The organism is Mesorhizobium sp. CA7, assembly GCF_020165015.1.
GTDB lineage: Bacteria > Pseudomonadota > Alphaproteobacteria > Rhizobiales > Rhizobiaceae > Mesorhizobium.
In genome coordinates, this window is record NZ_JAIUHH010000010.1 from 91568 (window position 1) to 111762 (window position 20195).

The 20195-nt window shown below is 63.4% G+C and carries 17 protein-coding genes and 2 pseudogenes; 11 read left to right on the forward strand and 8 right to left on the reverse strand.

The genetic code is table 11. The annotated features are described in order from the left end of the window. Positions 1-40 precede the first annotated feature (40 nt). From dnaJ to LB552_RS18590, 5 genes are all read left to right on the forward strand, one after another. Positions 41-1168 (forward strand): molecular chaperone DnaJ, encoded by a 1128-nt coding sequence (gene dnaJ, locus LB552_RS18570; RefSeq protein ID WP_095769451.1) that lies wholly within the window; start codon positions 41-43, stop codon positions 1166-1168. A gap of 147 nt (positions 1169-1315) precedes the next feature. After that, entirely contained in the window at positions 1316-1921 is a 606-nt protein-coding gene (gene pmtA / locus LB552_RS18575; RefSeq protein WP_140845305.1) for a phospholipid N-methyltransferase PmtA, read from the forward strand. Between the two features lie 354 nt (positions 1922-2275). Beyond that, a complete protein-coding gene (locus LB552_RS18580; protein WP_140700581.1) occupies positions 2276-2872 on the forward strand; it encodes an NADPH-dependent FMN reductase in 597 nt (198 codons plus the stop codon). A 23-nt stretch (positions 2873-2895) separates the two neighbouring features. Next, positions 2896-3579 carry an orotidine-5'-phosphate decarboxylase gene (gene pyrF / locus LB552_RS18585; RefSeq protein WP_224609275.1) on the forward strand — a complete coding sequence of 228 codons (684 nt, stop codon included), beginning with the start codon at positions 2896-2898 and terminating at the stop codon, positions 3577-3579. A gap of 41 nt (positions 3580-3620) precedes the next feature. Then, positions 3621-3908 carry a DUF1330 domain-containing protein gene (locus LB552_RS18590; RefSeq protein WP_095769448.1) on the forward strand — a complete coding sequence of 96 codons (288 nt, stop codon included), beginning with the start codon at positions 3621-3623 and terminating at the stop codon, positions 3906-3908. 268 nt (positions 3909-4176) lie between these two features. Here the strand turns inward: LB552_RS18590 and LB552_RS18595 are convergent, their stop codons facing one another. From LB552_RS18595 to LB552_RS18625, 7 genes are all read right to left on the reverse strand, one after another. After that, a complete protein-coding gene (locus LB552_RS18595; RefSeq protein ID WP_224609083.1) occupies positions 4177-5229 on the reverse strand; it encodes a D-alanine:D-lactate ligase-like protein in 1053 nt (350 codons plus the stop codon). Between the two features lie 531 nt (positions 5230-5760). After that, on the reverse strand, positions 5761-6633 hold the full coding sequence (locus LB552_RS18600) for an SMP-30/gluconolactonase/LRE family protein (protein WP_224609086.1): 873 nt from the start codon (positions 6631-6633) through the stop codon (positions 5761-5763). Beyond that, positions 6633-7271, reverse strand: coding sequence for a 2-dehydro-3-deoxy-6-phosphogalactonate aldolase (locus LB552_RS18605; RefSeq protein WP_224609089.1), 639 nt, complete (start codon positions 7269-7271; stop codon positions 6633-6635). The genes LB552_RS18600 and LB552_RS18605 overlap by 1 nt, the downstream gene beginning before the upstream one ends. Continuing rightward, on the reverse strand, positions 7268-8203 hold the full coding sequence (locus LB552_RS18610; protein WP_224609093.1) for a 2-dehydro-3-deoxygalactonokinase: 936 nt from the start codon (positions 8201-8203) through the stop codon (positions 7268-7270). Before LB552_RS18610 ends, LB552_RS18605 begins: the two co-directional genes overlap by 4 nt. Next, complete coding sequence (locus LB552_RS18615) at positions 8200-8967, reverse strand: SDR family NAD(P)-dependent oxidoreductase (RefSeq protein ID WP_224609096.1); 768 nt, start codon at positions 8965-8967, stop codon at positions 8200-8202. The genes LB552_RS18610 and LB552_RS18615 overlap by 4 nt, the downstream gene beginning before the upstream one ends. Before the next feature lie 528 nt (positions 8968-9495). Further along, positions 9496-10845: a putative bifunctional diguanylate cyclase/phosphodiesterase gene (locus tag LB552_RS18620; RefSeq protein ID WP_140635945.1), complete on the reverse strand. Its 1350-nt coding sequence runs from the start codon at positions 10843-10845 to the stop codon at positions 9496-9498. Positions 10846-11091: 246 nt separating this feature from the next. Beyond that, positions 11092-12888, reverse strand: coding sequence for a GtrA family protein (locus LB552_RS18625; protein WP_224609099.1), 1797 nt, complete (start codon positions 12886-12888; stop codon positions 11092-11094). Between the two features lie 128 nt (positions 12889-13016). Between LB552_RS18625 and LB552_RS18630 the strand changes: the two genes are divergently transcribed. The 6 genes and pseudogenes from LB552_RS18630 (at position 13017) to LB552_RS18655 (ending at position 20024) form a co-directional block, all read left to right on the forward strand. Continuing rightward, positions 13017-14021 carry a glycosyltransferase gene (locus tag LB552_RS18630; RefSeq protein ID WP_095769517.1) on the forward strand — a complete coding sequence of 335 codons (1005 nt, stop codon included), beginning with the start codon at positions 13017-13019 and terminating at the stop codon, positions 14019-14021. Beyond that, positions 14021-14395 (forward strand): GtrA family protein, encoded by a 375-nt coding sequence (locus tag LB552_RS18635; RefSeq protein WP_224609101.1) that lies wholly within the window; start codon positions 14021-14023, stop codon positions 14393-14395. Before LB552_RS18630 ends, LB552_RS18635 begins: the two co-directional genes overlap by 1 nt. A gap of 80 nt (positions 14396-14475) precedes the next feature. Continuing rightward, positions 14476-15429: a glutathione synthase gene (gshB, locus tag LB552_RS18640; RefSeq protein WP_095769440.1), complete on the forward strand. Its 954-nt coding sequence runs from the start codon at positions 14476-14478 to the stop codon at positions 15427-15429. Positions 15430-15808: 379 nt separating this feature from the next. After that, entirely contained in the window at positions 15809-16561 is a 753-nt protein-coding gene (locus tag LB552_RS18645) for a glycosyltransferase (protein ID WP_224609104.1), read from the forward strand. Positions 16562-16812: 251 nt separating this feature from the next. Beyond that, positions 16813-17454 (forward strand): annotated as a pseudogene (locus tag LB552_RS18650) (magnesium chelatase domain-containing protein); the annotation flags it as partial. 212 nt (positions 17455-17666) lie between these two features. Next, positions 17667-20024 (forward strand): hypothetical protein, encoded by a 2358-nt coding sequence (locus LB552_RS18655; RefSeq protein ID WP_224609107.1) that lies wholly within the window; start codon positions 17667-17669, stop codon positions 20022-20024. 11 nt (positions 20025-20035) lie between these two features. Here LB552_RS18655 and LB552_RS29890 read toward each other — a convergent pair. After that, a pseudogene (locus tag LB552_RS29890) lies at positions 20036-20126 on the reverse strand (magnesium chelatase domain-containing protein); the annotation flags it as partial. Positions 20127-20195 lie beyond the last annotated feature (69 nt).

Here is a 20195-nt window from a genome sequence, read left to right on the forward strand (position 1 = left end):
CAATGCTTGAAGACATTGAGCATCCGGACAGCGGGAAAAAATGAAAGCTGATTTCTACGAAACGCTGGGCGTGCAAAAAGGCGCCGACGACAAGGAACTCAAGAGCGCTTTCCGCAAGCTCGCCATGCAGTTCCATCCCGACCGCAACCCCGGCGACCATGCCTGCGAGCACAAGTTCAAGGAGATCAACGAAGCCTACGAGACGCTGAAGGACCCGCAGAAGCGCGCCGCCTATGACCGTTTCGGCCACGCTGCCTTCGAAGGCGGTATGAACGGCGCAGCGCACGGTTTCGGCGCCGGCGGATTCGCCGACATCTTCGAGGATATTTTCGGCGACATGATGGGCGGCCGCCAGCGCCGTTCGTCGGGCGGCCGCGAGCGCGGCGCCGACCTGCGCTACAACATGGAAATCACGCTGGAAGAAGCCTTCTCCGGCAAGACGGCGCAGATCCGCGTGCCGGCCTCGATCTCCTGCTCGGAATGCTCCGGCAGCGGCGCCAAGCCCGGCACGCAGCCGGTGACCTGCTCGATGTGCCACGGCCACGGCAAGGTGCGCGCCACGCAAGGCTTCTTCTCGATCGAGCGCACCTGCCCGCAATGCCAGGGTCGCGGCCAGACGATCAAGGACCCCTGCCCGAAATGCGCCGGCCAGGGCCGCGTCACCGAGGAACGCTCGCTGTCGGTCAACATCCCGGCCGGCATCGAGGACGGCACCCGCATCCGGCTGGCCAATGAGGGCGAGGCGGGCCTGCGCGGCGGACCGCCCGGCGACCTCTACATCTTCCTGGCGGTCAAGCCGCACGAATTCTTCCAGCGTGACGGCGCCGATCTCTATTGCAAGGTGCCGATCTCCATGACGACGGCAGCCCTTGGCGGCTCCTTCGAGGTCACCACGCTCGATGGCACCCAGACCAAGGTCAAGGTGACGGAAGGCACGCAGAACGGCCGCCAGTTCCGCTTGAAGGGCAAAGGCATGCCGGTGCTGCGCCAGCCCAATGTCGGCGACCTCTACATCCAGACGGCGGTCGAGACGCCGCAGAACCTGACGCGCCGCCAGCGCGAACTGCTGGAAGAGTTCGAGCAGATCTCCTCGAAGGACAATTCGCCCCAGTCGAGCGGCTTTTTCGCGCGCATGAAGGACTTCTTCGAGTCGTTCGGCGAAAACTGATTGCCGCAGGCGCGCATTTCGCACGGCGTCGGAAGGCGATCCGGTGCCCAAGCGTCATCAACACCTTATGCCAGCTTGACGCCTTGCCTTGTTCCACCCACCTGCTAAGTAGCGGAGCGGGAGGCTGAGCATTGAGGAGAGCTCGTGATGGCACGTAGTCCCGGGTTGCGCAAAGCGCTGGCCGAAAAATTCGACGACGAGCTGAAGTTCTTCAAAGGCTGGATCGACAAGCCGAAAACGGTCGGCTCGATCGTTCCCACCAGTTCCATCACCGCCCGCAAGATGGCGTCCATCGTCAATCCGGGATCGGGTCTGCCGGTGCTCGAAGTCGGGCCCGGCACCGGTGTCATCACCCGCGCCATCCTGGCCCAGGGCGTGAAGCCCGAAAACCTCTATGCGGTCGAATATTCGACCGACTTCGTGCGCCATCTGCGCGGGCTCTATCCCGGCGTCAACGTGATCGAGGGCGACGCCTTCAATCTCAATGCCACGCTCGGCGACAAGCGCGACATGGTGTTCGATTCGGTCGTCTCCGGCGTGCCGCTGCTCAATTTCCCCGTCGCCCAGCGCATCGCCTATATCGAAAGCCTGCTCGACCGCATTCCGGCCGGACGGCCGATCGTGCAGCTGACCTATGGCCCGCTGTCGCCGATCCCGGCCGGGCGCGGCGACTACACGGTCGAGCATTTCGATTTCATCTTCCGCAACATCCCGCCGACGCAGCTGTGGATCTACCGGCGCGCGGCGCATTAGTTTCTACTTGCGAAAGTGTTCGCGCATCGCCAGTGGCGGCAGCGTCCTGGCGACTGGCCGAAACACCCCTCGCTTCGTCATCCGCGGGCGGAGCAAGGAGCGAAGCGACGCGGCGCAGACCCGAGGATCCATTCCGTGACTTCGAAGCGTTGCGACGATTCAGAATTCTGCCCCGCTGCGCTCTGCGATTGGGGTAACGGAATGGATCCTCGGGTCTTCGCGACGCCGCTTCGCGGCTGCTTCGCCCGTGGATGACGAAGTTGGTAGGTGGCGACCAATCCTCGGACGTTTTCTGCCACCCCTCGTTGATTTGAATGCTCCTTGGCTGTACCTGTCCACGAACAAGGGTGGCCAATGGCAGTGATCCCAAGAATCCTCGTCTTCGCCGGCTCGGCCCGGAGCGGCGCCTTCAGCGGCCGGACCGCCGATGTGGCGCAGAAGGAACTGGCCATGCAGGGCGCGGAGGTGACGCGCATCTCGCTCGGCGACTACCCGCTGCCGATCATGGACGAGGACCTGGAAAAGGAAAAAGGCATCCCCGAAAACGCCATCAAGCTCGGCCGGCAGATCGCCGCGCATGACGGGCTGCTGATCGCGACGCCCGAATATAACGGCTCGATCCCGCCATTGCTCAAGAACTCGATCGATTGGGTGAGCCGGGTACGGCGCGAGGGCAGCCATACCTTTAGGCCGCTTGCCGGCAAGCCGGTCGGGCTCTGTTCGTCCTCAGGGGGCAAGTTCGCCGGCATACGTTGCATCAACCATCTGCGCGCGGTGCTGGTGCGCTGCCAGATGGAGGTGATCACGCCCGAATGCTCGGTCTCCGAGGCCGGCGAAGCCTTCGCCGAGGACGGACAATTCAGGGACGCCAGACTACAGCAATCGATGGAGCGCCTATGCCGTACACTGATCGAAACCTCGCGCATGCTGTCCACCCGGATCGAGGCGTGATCAATTTCGCGGAGGCCGACACTATGCGGGACAGGCTGATCGTTGGGCTGGACCTGCCGACGATGAAAGAGGCCGAGAAGGCGGTGCGCGAGCTCGAAGGCGCCGTTTCCTTCTACAAGATCGGCTACCAGCTCGCCTTCGCCGGCGGATTGGACTTCGCGCGGGAGCTCGCCAGCGGCGGCACGAAGGTGTTTCTCGACATGAAGCTGCTCGACATCGACAACACGGTCGCCAAGGGCGTCGAGAACATCGTCAAGATGGGCATGACGATGCTGACGCTGCATGCCTATCCAAAAACCATGAGAGCGGCTGTCGAGGCGGCCAGGGGCAGCGAGCTCTGCCTGCTTGGCGTGACGGTGCTGACCTCGATGGACGAGCAGGACGTTATCGACGCCGGCTATGAATACGACCCGCACACGCTGGTGCTCCGGCGCTCCGAACAGGCGCTGCATGCCGGCATGGGCGGCATCGTCTGCTCGGCTGAGGAGGCCGAGGCGGTGCGCCGCATCGTCGGACCCGATCTGGCGGTGGTGACCCCGGGCATCCGGCCCGCAGGCAGCGCCCATGGCGACCAGAAACGCGTGGTGACGCCGGCGCAGGCGATCCGTAACGGCTCCAGCCACCTTGTCGTCGGCCGGCCGATCGTCGCCGCGCCGGACCGGCGCGCTGCGGCCGAGGCGATACTCGCCGAAATGCAATCCGCCTGAGGACCGGCCCTCTTTCGCGAAAAACAAACAGGAGAAAAAGAATGCCAAAGGGATATTGGATCGCCCGTGTCGATGTGCGCGACGCCGAGGGCTACAAGGACTATGTCGCCGCCGCGAAGCTCGCCTTCGACCGCTTCGGCGCGAAGTTCCTGGCGCGCGGCGGCGAGCACGAAAAAGCCGAGGGGCCGGGGCGCGCCCGCAACGTCATCATCGAGTTCGAATCGCTGGCCGTGGCGCATGACTGCTACCACTCGCCGGAATACCAGCGCGCCGCCGCCATCCGACAGAAAGTTGCCGATGGCGAGATCGTGCTGGTCGAGGGCGTCTAGGTTCGGCGAGCAGGCAGATCGGCTGTTGCTGCGCGGCTTACATTGGAGATTGCCGAAAACGCCCAGCTGTCGTCATCCACGGGCGAAGCGACGCGCGCAGACCCGAGGATCCATTCCGTGACTTCGAGGCGCCGGTGCGGTCCAGAATTCTGCTCCGCTGCGCCCTTCGGCCGCGGCAACGGCATGGATTCCAGGGTCTGCGCGCGTCGCTACGCTCCTTTCTCCGCCCTGGAATGACGAGGTTGTTAGATCTCGGCCACTCTGGAGGTCACGACATCAACCTAATGGCGGCCGTCTCCGCCATCGCGTCCGCAAGGCTCATCCCCCACTGCTTTCGGCAATAGTCCCGGAAATCGAAGCAAGGCAGGCCGGGGCAGACTTCGAACTCGATGACGTGCACGGTGTCGTCGGCCTCGACCCTGAAATCGACGGAAAAGACATCTTTCAGGCCGAGACCGCTTATCAGCTTCTGCGCGATGGCGCGGATTTTTCGGTCCGCCTCCGGCTGACTCGCGCCGACGGCCTCGAGTTCCGGCTCGGCATAGGTGCCGGCATCCTTCGCCGCCTGGCCGGTCCCGCCATAGAGCGCCATCGAATCGGCCATGGTCTGGAAATCGCCGCCGGAATCGACGAAGACGATACCGAGCGCTTCCATGCCGGTTTCCCGTCTGAGCCCAAGAAAGCTCGCCCGCACGTTGCGGCCGGCGACATAGGGCTGGACGACGACATCGTCGCGGTAATGCGAAAAAATACGCCGGCTAAGCTCCAGCGCATGGCCGAGATCGGCGGTGCGCGAATCCGGCCAGATGCCGATCTTGGCGCCGAGCCGGTTGGGTTTCACGAACCAGCCCTTGGGCGAGGCCGGCGGCTCGACCAGCCATGTGCCGTTGCGCGCCAGGCCGGCCTGCGGCGCCGGCAGGCCGAGCGCGCCGAGCACGGCGCCGGAACGCAGCTTGTCCTGGCAGAGCGCGAACAGCGAATCGTCGGCGCCGACGGTGCGCAGCCCCTTTAGCCGCGCCAGCGCCGGTGCTGCGCCGCCACGGAAGTAGGCGATACCGTCAGTAAGCGTCCAGACCAGCGTCGTTGCCGGATCGGCCCCCGCCAGAACCGGCGCCGCGTTGTCGAGTTCGACAGGCCTGAAGGCGAGGCCGCGCCTTTCGCAAGCCTCGGCAAGCTGGTTGAATTCCGGCGCAAGATCGGTCGACTGCGCCAGATAGGACGAGATCTCGATGGCGCGCTCCGCTGGATAGCCCTGGGCGACCAGCCGGTCGAAACAGGGTTTTTCCGGTTCGTAGACAAGGATCAAGGTCGGCTGCGGCATCGAAAGCTCCGGGAAATCAGGCGCGTACCATCGCATGCCCGAAGTGGCCGGCTTGCGGGAAACCGACCGAACCGAGGCGATTGCGCGACAGTAAGCCGGCCGCCGCTCTCTTGTCTTGATGCAATTCCGGATGGAACACTCCGGCGAAGATTGCTCCCAATACCCCAGCACGGATTCGACCGCGGGCTATGTTTGCCTTGGGGAGCGGCCTTGGAGATTAGCCGAAACCCCCATCACGATCGTCATCCACGGGCGAGCAAGGAGCGAAGCGACGCGCGCAGACCCGAGGATCCATTCCGTTACGTCGAAGCGCCGCTCACGGTGCAGAATTCTGTTCCGCTGCGCCCTTCGGCCGAGGTCACGGAATGGATTCCAGGGTCTCCGCGACGCCGCTTCGCGGCTGCTTCGCCCTGGAATGACGAGTTGAGAGGCTCGGCCAATCTCCGGCGTTTGCGCTGATTTCATGGAATGAACGGTGAAAACCTTGCCTGCCGACAACCAGGACGCTTTCAAAACCCCTGTGTCGAGGAATTATGCGATCAGCACGGGCGGCTCGAAGCGCCCCTTGACTGGAATGTCGAGCAGGAAGGTCATGCCGGCCTGCGGGTCGAGCGCGCGCTGCTTCTCGTCCTTGCCTTTCCAGGCGGAGGTCACCGCCAGCCGGTCGGCCTTTGAACCGACAAAAGCGGGGCAGGAGGCCTGCGTCACCGGCATGGCGATCTCGCGCAACAGCGTGCCGTCTGGCGCATAGGCCTTAACCGCCTTGCCGCCCCAGACGGCATTCCACAGCACGCCGTCGCGGTCGACGACCGAACCGTCGATATAGCCTTTCGAGGAGCGATGATCGACGAACACTTTCACTTCGCCGGCCGGCAGGCCGGTCGCCGGATCGCAGGCAACGCGCATCAGAAGCCCGGTCGCGGTGTCGGTGTAGTAGGCGATTTTGCCGTCCTCCGAGAAGCAGATGGAATTCGAGACTGTGATGCCCGAAAACAGCCGGCGCAATTCGCTCTTGAAGAACCAGTAGATCGACCCGGCGCCCTTCTGCTCGTCCTTGCCCATCGTGCCGGTCCACAAGGCGCCGCAGGGATGAACGCGGGAATCGTTGGAGCGCGTCAGCGGATTGTCGGCCTCGATCGGCGTGTGCAGCGTCAGCTTGCCGGTCTTGACGTCCCGGACTTGCAGGCCGACCTCGGTGGCGATCAGCTGGCGGTCGGCGTCGATGACCGCAATGGCGCTGGCCATGACGCCTAGATCATGCACTTTCAGCGCGCCGGCGAGCGGCTTTTCCAGAAGCTTGCCGTTGACGATGTCGAACCAGAACAGCGTGTCGGTGGCGGGATCGTAGCTCGGACCCTCGCCGAGCTCGCAGATATGGTCGGAAAAAACCGAAACGCCATTCATCACGCCACTCCGAAAGCTTTATCCCAGGCGGCGACCGCGGCGCGGGCGCGCTGCGCCACGTCCTCGACGCTCGCACCCGGCTTGTAGAGGCTCGATCCCAGCCCGAAGATACTGACGCCGACCGCTTTGTAGCCGGCGAAATCCTTGTCGGAAACGCCGCCGACGGCGCCGACAAGCGTCGTTGCCGGCAGCACGGCGCGGATCGCCGCGATGCCGCTCGATCCAAGCACGCTTGCCGGGAAGAATTTCAGCGCCGAGGCGCCGAGGCGGATCGCCTGGAAGGCTTCGGTCGGCGTGAACACGCCCGGCATCGTCACCATGCCGTATTGCATGGCGCGGCCCATGACCTCGGCATCGATGTTGGGGCTGACCAGCAACTTGCCGCCGGCCTTGTGCAAGGCATCGACGTCCGTCGCCGTCAGCACCGTGCCGGCGCCGATCAGCGCGCTTTTCGGCAGCGCCTTGACCAGATCGGCGATGGAGAGGAACGGCTCCGGCGAATTGAGCGGCACTTCGATCGCCTCGATGCCGGCATCGTGGACCGCCCGGCCGATCGCCACCGCCTCGGACGGCTTCAGGCCGCGCAGGATGGCGACAAGCCCGCGCTTCAGTTTCGGGAAGGGTGCGGTCTGGCTCATGAAGCGCCTCCAATCATGCCGTTCTCGCGCGCGGCTTCGACGAGGCCGGCGCGCACCGCTTCATCGGCGTCCACGCTGCGAAAGGCAAGGCCGGCGAGGCCCAGCGCTGCGCCATAAAGCTCGGCCAGTGCGCCGGAGGCGATCAGCGCCACCGGCGCATCGCTAGCGCCATAGCGACGCCTTGCCGAGGCGATCTCGCCGCCGATCAGAAGCCCGGACAGGCAGGCCGCCGCGTCAGTGGGCTGCAGATCCTGCAGAAGCCCGGCGGCGCGGATGGCAAACAGTTTCGAGGTGACATCGCCGCCTTCGCCCAAACCCCGCTCGCACCATTGCCGGAAGAACTGGCTGCCCGCGGCAACCGGAGCGGGATGCTCGCCCAGCGAGTGTTTCAGGATCGAGTGCGTTGCCAGCACGGAGAACAATTCGCCGGTCGGCCAGGTGCCGAAGCCCGTGACCACGCCGTCCGCGACCGCGACCCATTTCGAATGCGTGCCGGGCATGCAGACGAGGTGGCGTCCCTTTGCCGGCAAACCGGCGCCGGCAAGCTGGGTTTCCTCGCCGCGCATCACGTCGGGCGCGTCGGCCAGGCGCTGCGCGAGACCGGGCACGATGCGGATGTCGCGGCCCGAGCCCTCGATGCGGGCGGCGCCGCGCAAGATCGCGCCGATCGGCGCCGGCACGGTGACGTAAGGCGCCTCGATCCAGCCCTGCCGCGAACCGGCCATGCCGCAGATGATGACCGGCAACATGTCCGGCGCGCCCATCGCGGCAAGATGGCCTTCCAACACGTTCGAAAAGCCCTTTTCGCGGGCGGTGATCAACCCGTCATCGCCGCGCCGCTCGGCAAGAACCTTGCCCGTGCCGTCGAGCAGCCAGGCCCTGAGCCTTGTCGTGCCCCAGTCGAGCGCAGCGACCGCTGGTGCCGGGCTCACAGGAAGCCTCCATCGACGATCAGCATCTGGGCTGTCAGCATGCGTGAGGCGTCCGACGCCAGGAACAGCACCGTGCCGACCATGTCGTCGGGCTGCATGACATCCTTGATGCACTGCTTGGCGACATGGGCGGCGAGCGCCTCGTCAGTAACCCAGAGCTTGCGTTGCCGTTCGGTGATGACCCAGCCTGGCGCCACCGCGTTGACGCGGATGCGGTCCTGCCCAAGCTTGCCGGCGAGGCCCTTGGTCAGGCCGAGGATGCCCGCCTTGGCCGCGGTGTAGGCCGGCATATCGGGGTGGTTGATCAGATAGGAGGTGGAGGTGAAGTTGATGATCGAGCCGCCGCCGGCCCGCTTCATGCCGGGCGCCACGGCCTGGGCGGTGAAGAAATGCGGGCGCAGGTTGATCGCAAGGTTGTTGTCCCAGAATTCGACGGTGACGTCTTCCACTGCGTGACGCTCGTCGAGCGCGGCATTGTTGACCAGCACCGTGACGTCGCCATGCGCCTCGGCCGCCTTGGCAACGGCGGCGCGCAGCGCCGCGATATCGCGCAGGTCGGCGCTGAGGTAGAGCGGGCGGCGGCCGAGCTCCTTCTCCAGCCGGTCGGCAAGGGCGGTGCTTGGCTCGTCAGCGATGTCAATGAAAGCGACCTTGGCGCCCTGCCGCACAAAGCCTTCGGTGAGCGCAGCACCAATGCCGGAACCGCCGCCGGTGATCAGCACCGAGGCGCCGTCGAGGTCGGTGAAACGCGCCGATGGCATCATGATCCGTTCTCCCGTTTTGCCGGCGCGCATCCTAGCCACCCCGGGCCCGGGGGCAAGGACGAAATGGCGGATTTGGTAGCTTATGTCCGACAAATGATCGACGCGCCGCAGGCGGCGGCCGGTCTTCCGAACAGCCGGAAAGCTCTAGTTCCCCGACGGGGATTTTGAAAGGTTGCCGTTTGTCTTGGTGGAAGATTTTCCGTTCATTTCCGTGAAATCAGCACAAACGCCGGGGATTGGTTGAAGCCGCCCCAACCTCGTCATTCTATGGCGGAGCAAGGAGCGAAGCGACGCGCGCAGACCGTAGAATCCATTCCGTGACTTGGAAGCGCCGCCACGGTGCAAAATTCTGCTCAGTTGCATTCCTTGGCGAAGGTAACGGCATGGATTCCAGGGTCTTCGCGACGGAGCTTCGCTCCTGCTCCGCCCTGGAATGACGATCGCGATCGACGTTTCGGCCAATCTCCAGCGCATGCGATCAACGCAAACAGAGCCGATCGGTCAAAATCCCCTGTGCTGGGGAACTAGTCAGATCGCCTTGGCGTGCAGCGCGCCGCGATAGGAATCGCGCAGATAGCCGAGCGTGGCGTCAGCATCGGCCGGCTTGCCGAACAGATAGCCTTGCCCGCCGGCGCAGCCGAACTGGACGAGGCGGTCGGCCTGCGCTTCGTCCTCGATGCCTTCGGCGACGACATCCATGCCGAGCCCTTCGCACATTGCGAGGATGGCGCGGATGATGTGCTCCGACGGCCTATCGTCGAGGATGGAGGAGACGAAGGCGCGGTCGATCTTGAGCTTGTCGAAATGGAACTCGCGCAGGCGGCCGAGCGACGACTGGCCGGTGCCGAAATCGTCGAGCGAGACGCGGATGCCGACGCGGCGCAGGTCCTCGACGATCTTCTCGGCCGAGGCCGGATCGTTCATCAGGCCGGTCTCGGTAATTTCGATCTCCAGCCGGCGCGGATCGAAGCCGGTGCGGTCGAGGATGGCCAGGATATGCAGGCCGGTGTTCTGGTCGACGAGCTGCGAGGGCGACAGGTTGAACGACAAGAACAGCTCCTTCGGCCAGCTGCGCGCCGCCTCGGCCGCCTTTCGCAGCACCAGCTGCGACAGCGGGCCGATGATGCCGCGTTCCTCGGCGATCGGGATGAAGACGGATGGGGGCACGACGCCGAGGTCGCGGTCCGTCCAGCGCGCCAGCGTCTCGAAGCCGATGGTGCGGCGGCTGCTCAAATCGACGATCGGCTGGAAATGCGGTTCGACCTCGCCGGCCGAGACGGCGCGGCGCAGCGCCTGCTCGATGCGGGTGACGCGCTTGGCCGCCTCTTCCATCTCGCGGGTGTAGACGACGACGCGGCCGCGGCCCGAACGCTTGGCGTGATAGAGCGCAGTCTCGGCCTTGTTGAGAAGGATCTCGGTGGTCTCGTCGCCGGAATAGAACAGCGAGCAGCCGACCGAGGCCGAAAGCCTTGCGGTGCGCTCACCGACATCATAGGGCGCCGACAATATCTCGATCAGCATGCGCGATGTCTCGGCCGCCTGTTCCTCCGAGAACACCATCGGATAGAGGTAGGCGAACTCGTCGGCGCCGATGCGGCAGACTGTGGAATAGCCGTCCATCGAAGCGCGCAGCCGCATCGCCACCTGGATCAGGATGTCGTCGCCGGCCTTGTGGCCGAACAGGTCGTTGATCGGCTTGAAGCCGTCGAGGTCGAGGATGCCGACGGTAAAGGGCGCGGGATCGTCGGCGCGGTCGCTGATCAGGCGATCGACCTTGTCGAAGAAGCGACGATGGTTGCCGAGCCCGGTCAACGAATCCGTGAAGGCCAGATCCGTATTTTCCTTGCCTGGCTGGCCGGTGCCAAACGTCGTTTGCATCATGCCTCTGTTCTGATGTCGGTATTTATGGCCAGAGTGGCAGCAAAGCGTTTAGGAAAAGTATCGGAAAATCGATTTTTCCATCGTCCAGAAGCTGCTTGGCACGTCGCCGGCTCAGCTTTGGACAAGAAATGGCAGCCCCACCTCCAATATTCGTTTATGCATAATTGCTAATATAAGAATCGAACGGTCTCTTCTGGAATGCAATTGCGCAGCAAACGCCGTTTCGCACCTTCGGGAACTGCTTTAGCCAGCTTGCTTTAGGCGATAGAGCTTGATCGGGCTGCCCTTCTCGCCGATCGGCTCGAGCCAGTCCGGCACGGAGCCGCGCAGCAGGCCGGCAAGGAAACCCTGCGGCGCCTTCCGGGTCAGGATCAGGGTCTCGACATTGCCGGGGCAGATGGCGACGAGGCCGACGCGATGCGCCTCGACGATTGCCCGCGCGTCATCGGCCGAGCCGAGAAAGGCGTCCAGCGCCAGGAGATTGCCGGCGGCGTTGCGGTGATAGGGGCCGGCGAAGACGCGATGGCCGCTATAAGCGAGGACCGGCGCTCCGAGATTGGAGATTGTCAGCACGGTGGTATCGGCCATGCCGCCGAGCGGCGCAAAACTGGCCTTCTTCTGGCAAGTCATGTCCGTGGTGCCGCCGTCGGCGACGGGCTTGTCTTTTTCCAAGGCGACCGAGGCGGCCGCGGCGACGCCTGTCCAGACCGGGTTCATCGAGACCAGCCAGACGGCCGCAAGGCGCAGCGCCACGCCCAGCGAGGAGCTTGTTTCGGCCCGCGCCCGCCATTTGGCGATCCAGGCCGACAGCGGAACGACGGCAAAGGCGATCGAGAAGGTGGTGCCGCGCACCTGCCAGGCGCCGACCGCGAAGGCGACGACGAGCAGTGCCGCAACGAGGCTGTCCTGCCGCCGCCAGCCGCCGCGGCGCAAGTGCCGTGCCATCAGGACGATCGCGACCAGCGGCGTGGCGTAACGCGCCGCCACGCGCGCCGGATCGCGGACAAGCAGCGCGAACAGCGACTGGGCCTCGTCGATATGGTCGAGCCACAGTTCCTTGAGGCGTGGATCGAGGGAGGCATAAGGCGCGGAGAGGCATTGCGGGAACAGCACCGCTACGACCACGCCGAGCACGACCCCCAGAAGGGCAAGCGACCCCAGCCTGCGCGGCCAGCTGCCGGCGGCGGGCTCGACGGAGGCGATAGCGGCAAGCCCCACGCCGGCAATGGCCGCGACGACGAACTGCGCGACCGAGAAGGCGTCGCACTGCGCCACGCCCCATGCGGAAGGCGGAACGGTGATGGCGAAGACAAGTGCCGCGACACCGGCGAAGCCGAGGCCGAAATCCCGGGCGATCGCCCGTTCGCCGCCTGGATCGGCGACGAACAGCAGCGCCACGCAAACACCTATGGTGGCGACGTAGGGCACGGTTTCCATGCCGACGGCGAGCGTCAGCGCCGCGCAGAGGCCGGACAAGAATGCGGCCCAGCGTCGGGAGGGCGCCTCGAGCAGCAAAGCGAGGCTCCCCATGGTCAGCATCAGCTGGGCGTTGTGGTGATCGAGCGCGCCGGGATCGTAGATGCCGATGAAATAATAGCCGGCGGCGCCGATCAGGATGGCGGGCAGCACCGCGCCGCCACCGCCGAAGCTGCGCGCCGCGCGGGCGGTGAAGAACAAGGTCGACCAGAAGAGCAGCGCCGGCCAGAGTACCTGCGCCACGTCCTCGCCGAGCGGCCTGCTGCCGGTGAGCGCCGAGGCGGCAAATGCGATGGCGGCGACCGGCGCGTCGACCAGCCGCGACCAGTGCATGACGAAGCCGCCTTCCAGCCCCATCCGGTATTGGTGCAGGTCGAACCAGCCCTGGCCGGCGAGCAGGTCGCGGACCTCGACGAGGCGCAGCAGATTGTCGTTGTCGCCGCCGGCATCGGTCAGTTGGCCAAACCCGGCCCATGCATTGATAGCGAATGCGAGCAGGGCCGCAAGCAGCGCCAGCGCCAGATCGGACTTCCAGGCGGCGGCGCCGGTCTCGGCTGTCCCCATTGCTGTGGCCTTTGAAGAGAGAGGATCGGTTTTAAACCTAGCCTTAACGGCTTCAATAAATAGTAAAACGGCTCGACAGGGCCGGCATGAGGACGGCCGGAGGCTGGATCGGGCGTCCGGAGACAGACATGCCGCATGCAGTCCGCCACGAGCCGGTCATCGCCGTGCTCCTGCCTTGCTACAATGAGGAGCTGACGATCGGCGAGGTCGTGCGGCGCTTCCGCGAGACGCTGCCCTCGGCCGCGATCTATGTCTACGACAACAATTCCAAGGACCTCACGGCGCTGAAAGCCCGCGCCGCCGGCGCCGTCGTCGTGCGCGAGCCGCGCCAGGGCAAGGGCAATGTGGTGCGGCGCATGTTCGCCGACATCGACGCGGATATCTATGTGATGGCCGACGGCGACGGGACCTATGCGCCGGAGGATGCGCCGCAGCTGATCAACGTCCTGCAGACCGAGCGCTCCGACATGGTGGTAGGCACCAGGCGCGGCGTGAGCGACGATGCCGGCCGCAACGGCCACGCTTTCGGCAACCGCATTTTCAACCGCCTCTACAAGGGTCTGTTCGGGACCGACTTCACTGATATCTTCTCCGGCTATCGGGTGTTTTCGCGCCGCTTCGTCAAAAGCTTTCCGGCCGTTTCCGGCGGCTTCGAGATCGAGACCGAGATGTCGGTGCATGCCTCGCAGCTCAAGCTGCCGGTGAGCGAGATGGCGCTCGATTACGGCCGCCGTCCGGAAGGCTCGTCGTCGAAGCTGTCGACCTTCCGCGACGGCGCCAGGATACTGTGGATGTTCGCCATGCTGGTGAAGGAGACGCAGCCGTTGCGCTTCTTCGGCACGTTCGCGCTGTTCTTCCTGGCGGCCAGCATCGGCCTGATGATCCCGGTACTGGTCGAGTTCGCGCAGACGGGGCTGGTGCCGCGCATGCCGACCTGGGTGCTGTCGATCGGCATGCTGCTGTTGGCCATGCTGTCGATGATGACCGGGCTGATCCTCGATTCCGTCTCGCGCGGCCGGGCCGAGCAGAAGCGCATCTTCTATCTGTCGATTTCCTCCGGCCGCGCCGAGCGCGGGATATCCGGGCAGGCCTCGCCCAAGGGCGAACCGGGCAAGTCCTCGCGGGCGGCATAGTGGACCGCCTCGTCCGCTTCATCCTTGCCGGCGGCATCGGCTTCGTCGCCGACGCCGCGGCGCTCTGGCTGCTGCTTGCTGCCACGCCGCTCGGCCCGATGGCGGCGCGCCTGCTGTCGATCGGCTTCGCGCTCTGCGTCACCTGGCAGATCAACCGCCATCTGACCTTCGCGCCATCGAGCCGGGGCATCGCGCAGGAAGGCGTGCGTTATGGCAGCGTCGGCATCGCCACCAGCATCGTCAATTACCTGGTCTACTGCGCTCTGCTCTTCGCGCTGCCCGCCCTGCCGCCGCTGGCCGCGCTGGCCTTTGCCTCGATCGTCGCAATGGCGCTGTCCTTCCTCGGCCACTCCAGGCTGGTCTTCGACCGCTGAGCGTCTGCACCAAGCGAGCACGATTGGCAGGCGCCGCCGATTTCCTTATATCGGGCGTCTGAGTTCCCCGGAGACCGCAAATGCCGTTGAAGATCGCCGTCCAGATGGACCATGTCTCCACCGTGTCGATCGCCGGCGACACGACCTTCGCGCTGTCGCTGGAGGCGCAGCGGCGCGGCCACAAACTTTTCCACTACACGCCCGACCGGCTGTCGATGGTGGGCGGCAAGGTGTTCGCGCGCATCGAGGAGATGCAGGTGCGCGACGAAAAGGGCAACCATTACGCGCTGGGCGAGAAGGTGCGCACCGACCTCTCCGAGATGGACGTCGTGCTGCTCAGGCAAGACCCGCCCTTCGACATGAACTACATCACCACCACGCACATATTGGAGCGCATCCATCCGAAGACGCTGGTGGTCAACGACCCAGCCTGGGTGCGCAACAGCCCGGAGAAGATCTTCGTCACCGAATTCCCGGACCTGATGCCGGAAACGCTGATCACCAAGGATCCCCAGGAAGTGGCGGCCTTCCGCAAGGAGTTCGGCGACATCATCGTCAAGCCGCTCTACGGCAATGGCGGCGCCGGCATCTTTCATCTGCACGAGGCCGACCGCAATCTCGCCTCGCTGCTCGAAATGTTCGGCCAGCTGTTCCGCGAGCCCTATATCGTGCAGCGTTATCTCAAGGACGTGCGCAAGGGCGACAAGCGCATCATCCTTATCGACGGCGAGCCTGTCGGCGCCATCAACCGCGTGCCGGCCGAGCACGATTCCCGCTCCAACATGCATGTCGGCGGCCGCGCCGAGAAGACCGAGCTGACGGAGCGCGAGCGCGAGATCTGCGCCCGCATCGGACCGGCGCTCAGGGAGCGCGGCTTCATCCTGGTCGGCATCGACGTGATAGGCGACTACATGACCGAGATCAACGTCACCTCGCCGACCGGCGTGCGCGAAGTGCAGCGCTTTGGCGGCGCCGACATCGCCAGCCTGTTCTGGGATTGCGTTGAGGGGAAGCGGCTGAAGTCGGCCGCGTAATTGCCGCATGTTGACTCTGCAGCACGGATATCGGCCTCCTACCGTATCCGAGATTGTCGGAGCAATGTTGCGTCATCGCCGCTATCTCCGGAAAGGGTGGTACTCTTCCGCGAAGTCGCAACCTGCTCTTCAGGCAAGTTTGCTGTCGGACGATCCGTTCATATCCTATTCGGGAATGTCCGGTACGCCCCTTGGATTGGCAAGTCACATGCCTCTCCTTCCACGCAGTCACCGTGCCTGGTTTCTCATCTCGCCAACCTGGTCCATCGAAAACAATTCCAGCGTCAAAATGATCCGGACCTATGCCGTTCTGCATAGACTTGGGAACCCCCGTCACTCGCTAATCTTCCTATCCAACACACAAGCCGAGGCTGATCTCTTGAATCAGTCCGGTGAGGCCGCCGTCCTGCACAACAAGACTTCAACAACCTCCGAATACATATTCAGGCCCCTCGAGGACATCCCTGTAGAATTTGATGCAATATACAATGCGCAACTGGCTTCGTGGAAACGCCACGACTTGTCCCTTGGCATCGAGCGTTGTGCATTTGTCTTTTATCGTGATTCAGTGGGGTCATCCACGACGGAGTCGGAAAGGGCGCGGGTAAATCGGCACAGGGAGCTCGCGCCGGGTCACGTGTTTATCAATGAGTTTGACAGCACCGGCAAACCTGTTCGATTGGCGCCGGCTCATGTGAACATGCATCTAAATCGTGCAGCCGTGGGAATTTGTCTCTCTGCAATAGAGGGACCAATGTTCGCCAGCACAGAGTATCTTCTCGCGGGGCTACCTGTTGTCACGACCCCGAACCATGGTGGTCGAGACCTTTATCTCGATGACGAATATTCGCTTACAGTTCCACCCGACCCTCGATCCATCGCGGAGGCTGTCTTAGCGCTGAAGGAGCGACGAATCCCCCGGGCTTATATTCGTTCGCAAACTTTGAAACGAGTTGAGCGAGACCGCCGGCGGTTCATAGACCTTGTAAATGAGATTTTTCTGGAAAGCGGCTCTTTGCGCCGGTTCGCCATGCCTTGGCCTTTCCGATATCCTGTCATGGAGTGGCTTCCACCCCACATCGCAATCGATCGCTCGCTTTCAGGCACGGTCGATGCCTTCATCACCGCCTAGACGGCAACAGCCCGGATTGCCGGAGGGACTGCTCGCCTTGTTCAACAGGTCGAGAGCACAGGGGATAGCGGCTGCTTGGGCGCGCCTCGGCCTTTTAGTCCAGAAGGAGCTTTGGCCGAAATCCATCATCTTCGCGGATAGATGTTCCTGTAATGTTCTTGCGTGTTTTGAAAATCTATGGTTGTCTGGACTTTACGCGCTCGCGGCCCGATGGTGAATGCGGGCGCGTTGAGGCCGGGGGTTTTGGATAAATGGTAGCGCGGGTTCGCACGGTCGCTTTCCAGGGCATCGAGGCTTTGCCGGTCGATGTCCAGGTGATGGTCGGGCCAGGCAAGGTCGGCATGCAGATCGTCGGCCTGCCGGACAAGGCGGTGGCCGAAAGCCGCGAGCGCGTGCAGGCGGCGCTGCATGCGTCGGGCCTGTCGATGCCGTCGAAGAAGGTGACGGTGAATCTCGCGCCGGCCGATCTTCCCAAGGAAGGCAGCCATTACGACCTGCCGATCGCGCTCGGCCTGATGGCGGCGCTCGGCGCCATCCCCGGCGATATGCTGGCCGGCTATGTGGTGCTTGGCGAATTGTCGCTCGACGGCACCATCGCCGGCGTTGCCGGCGCGCTGCCGGCGGCGATCGGCGCCAATGCCGAAGGCAAGGGCCTGATCTGTCCCTTCGCCTGCGGCCCGGAGGCGGCTTGGGCAGGCAAGGATTTCGACATCCTTGCGCCGCGCAGCCTGATCGCCGTCGCCAACCATTTTCGCGGCACGCAGGTGCTGTCGCGGCCCGAGGCCGGCATCCAGCTTGCCGCGCGCGACCTGCCGGATCTCGCCGACATCAAGGGCCAGGAGAGCGCCAAGCGGGCGGTCGAAGTGGCTGCCGCCGGCGGCCACAACCTTCTGACATTGTGGTTAATTAAACGGCGCGCAAGGATTGCCGCCGGATTCCGCCACTGAGCTCCTTTTTGAAACCGCAGCTAGGTTTGAGGCCGTGATCGACGCGCTCGGCATCCCGAGCTGGTGATTGCCTTCTTTAGCAGTTCAGAAACGGATTCTCACGAGCAACGAATCGGCTATTAGACCGCTCGCCTGCACTAATCCCTCCCGACCCCGACATGCCTAAAACCTTGAATCCAAAGGTGATGGTCCGAAAACTGTCGGACTTTTGCCAAGTCCGAGTTGCGCCCCTGTTGCCTCCCCATGATGCCGAACGGGTTCGAACCTATTTGGTCCATCTATTTAACACGCGCATACGCCCTCCGACGCTGAGCCGGGGATACGACTGGCAGGCAATCGCCCTCCAGTGCGGGATCCCAATCGAACAAATTGGCGTGGCAAAAAAGGCCATTGAACCAGGTCTTGATGCTATTGTTCGAGCACTTCGCGATTTCCCCAAGACCCGGAAGACAACAATTCCGCAGACTGATCATCCGAAGAAAAGCAAAAGAGGGGCACGGGCTTTGCTGCAAGCGTCGCAAGCAAAGCCAATCCCGCCTGACCCCGAGCGAGACAATCGATCTACAGCCGCCCAGCGCCGAAAGCCCGGTATGAAACCTCGCGACATCGAGGAATTTCCGGCGCCAGCATTCACGGAATGGGTTGATCCAGAAACATTCCGAGAAGCTCTTGACCTACATATGCGGCGCCATGGTGACAGCTATTGGCATTTGCACCGCGCGATCGTGAAGGACGATGAGACGTTCGATCACTCCACGATCCGTCATTGGCTTTCCGGGAACAAAGTTCCACGCGGCGTGGCGAGCTTCGAGTTGCTCGGCCGCATTGAGCGGCGCTATCGACTTCCTGAGGGATATTTTAAGGGAAAGCTTCCGCACCGAGCACGGTCGGCATCCGGGCATATTCTCGAAGACGTTGGGCCAGCGGAACGCCGCCGTCTTGCATGGCATCTCCCAGACGACTTCAATTCCCGTCCGGTTTCGGAACAAGAAGAAATCCTGGAATGGGTTCGGCGTGTGATCATTGCCGGTTCAACCGACTATCGCCGTTTCCAAAGGGCGGCGATGAAACAGCGCTACGCGGTAAGGTTCCCTGGTGTTTCCTACGGCAGAACGGACGTGGCCGACGCGGAGGATGCAGACGACTTCCAAGCTTGGGAGCCAGGTCAGGTGTCCTTGACCGATCCCGATCTATTTTCGGGCGCAATCGACGCACCGCCCATTCTTGCCGTCGAAATGGCGGAACTCGTCCGGTTCAAGACCGCTACGCTAACGGCCTTCGGCCTTCAGCGTCACGGGGTATGGGGCGAGGAGACGACATCTCAGAAAATTGAGCACCTCGGGCTAATGTTCGGTGCCCTTGCAGCCCATCCAAAAGGGCCGGTGCGGGGGTATGGCGTACCCTATCAGGATCTTTCATTCGGCATGTTGGTATTCCCGTCGGTCTGGGACTGGTACTTGCAGTGGCGCGAGCGACGACGCGGTTTCTACACGAGCTGGGAAGTGGACATGCTGCGCATTTCGCTTGCCCTCACCCGTCGCGACACGGGCTGGCTGCGGCAACATCCGAACCTGGGGGCGAGGGTTCGACCAATCCCCGGTTTGATCTCCCAAAACGACATCGATCGAGCGCGAAGGGACTGGGACGACGCATGTGATGTCTATTTCAAACATGCGACATCCCGAGTGAAGGAAATCCAGCGAGTTGCTCGTGTCCATCGAGACCCGTTCGAACCGATCTTGGCAGTCCTTGAGTCTGACAGCCCTGTTGGCGAATATCGCAAGATTACCGAAGAGATTCTAAGGCTGATGCCCGATGAACGGCTATATCGGCGCGCGGCAGCCGAGTCCGTACGGTCGTTCCTGATGTTGCGCCTGGGGTTACACCTCGGCCTCAGACAGAAGAATTTGCGACAGTTGATGATCTGCAGGCGTGGGCATCTGCCGCGCTCTGAACGTCAGCTTGCGGATATGAGGCGGGGAGAAATACGCTGGAGCGAACGGGATCATGGTTGGGAGGTTCTCATTCCATCCATTGCGTTCAAGAACGCCAGTTCATCGTTCTTCGGGAGCAAGCCGTTTCGACTGGTCCTTCCCGATCTCGGCGACCTCTATAAACACATTGATGCGTACGTCGACCGTCATCGCAGTGCCTTGCTCTCCGGAGCCGACGACCCGGGCACTTTCTTTGTAAAAACCGTGAAGGCGACCAGCAGTGACGCAGCCTACAACCAGACCACTTTCTATGAAGCATGGCGCCTAACAATCCAGCGCTATGGGGTCTTCAACCCTTACACTGGCCGTGGCGCGATTCCGGGCCTTTTGCCACACGGCCCACACAACGTGCGCGATGTGCTGGCCACCCACATTCTCAAGCGGACTGGCTCGTACGAGCAAGCAAGCTACGCAATTCAGGACACACCGGATATGGTGGCCAAGCACTATGGTCGCTTCCTGCCCCAAGACAAGGCTGCGCTGGCGGCCCGGATTCTCAACCAGGTATGGCAAGCTGCGTGACCCTGGCGACCTGCACTTGCTGATGCATGAAGTGCGGCCTGCACACGCTCGCGGCTTTCGGCCACCGCCTTGTCCGGTCAAGCCGACGATCTGGATATTGAGATGGAATAATTATGCCAAAGCTCACGCCCAGCGTCGCCAAGCGGGCGGTGCAATCGCGGGCGCCATCGA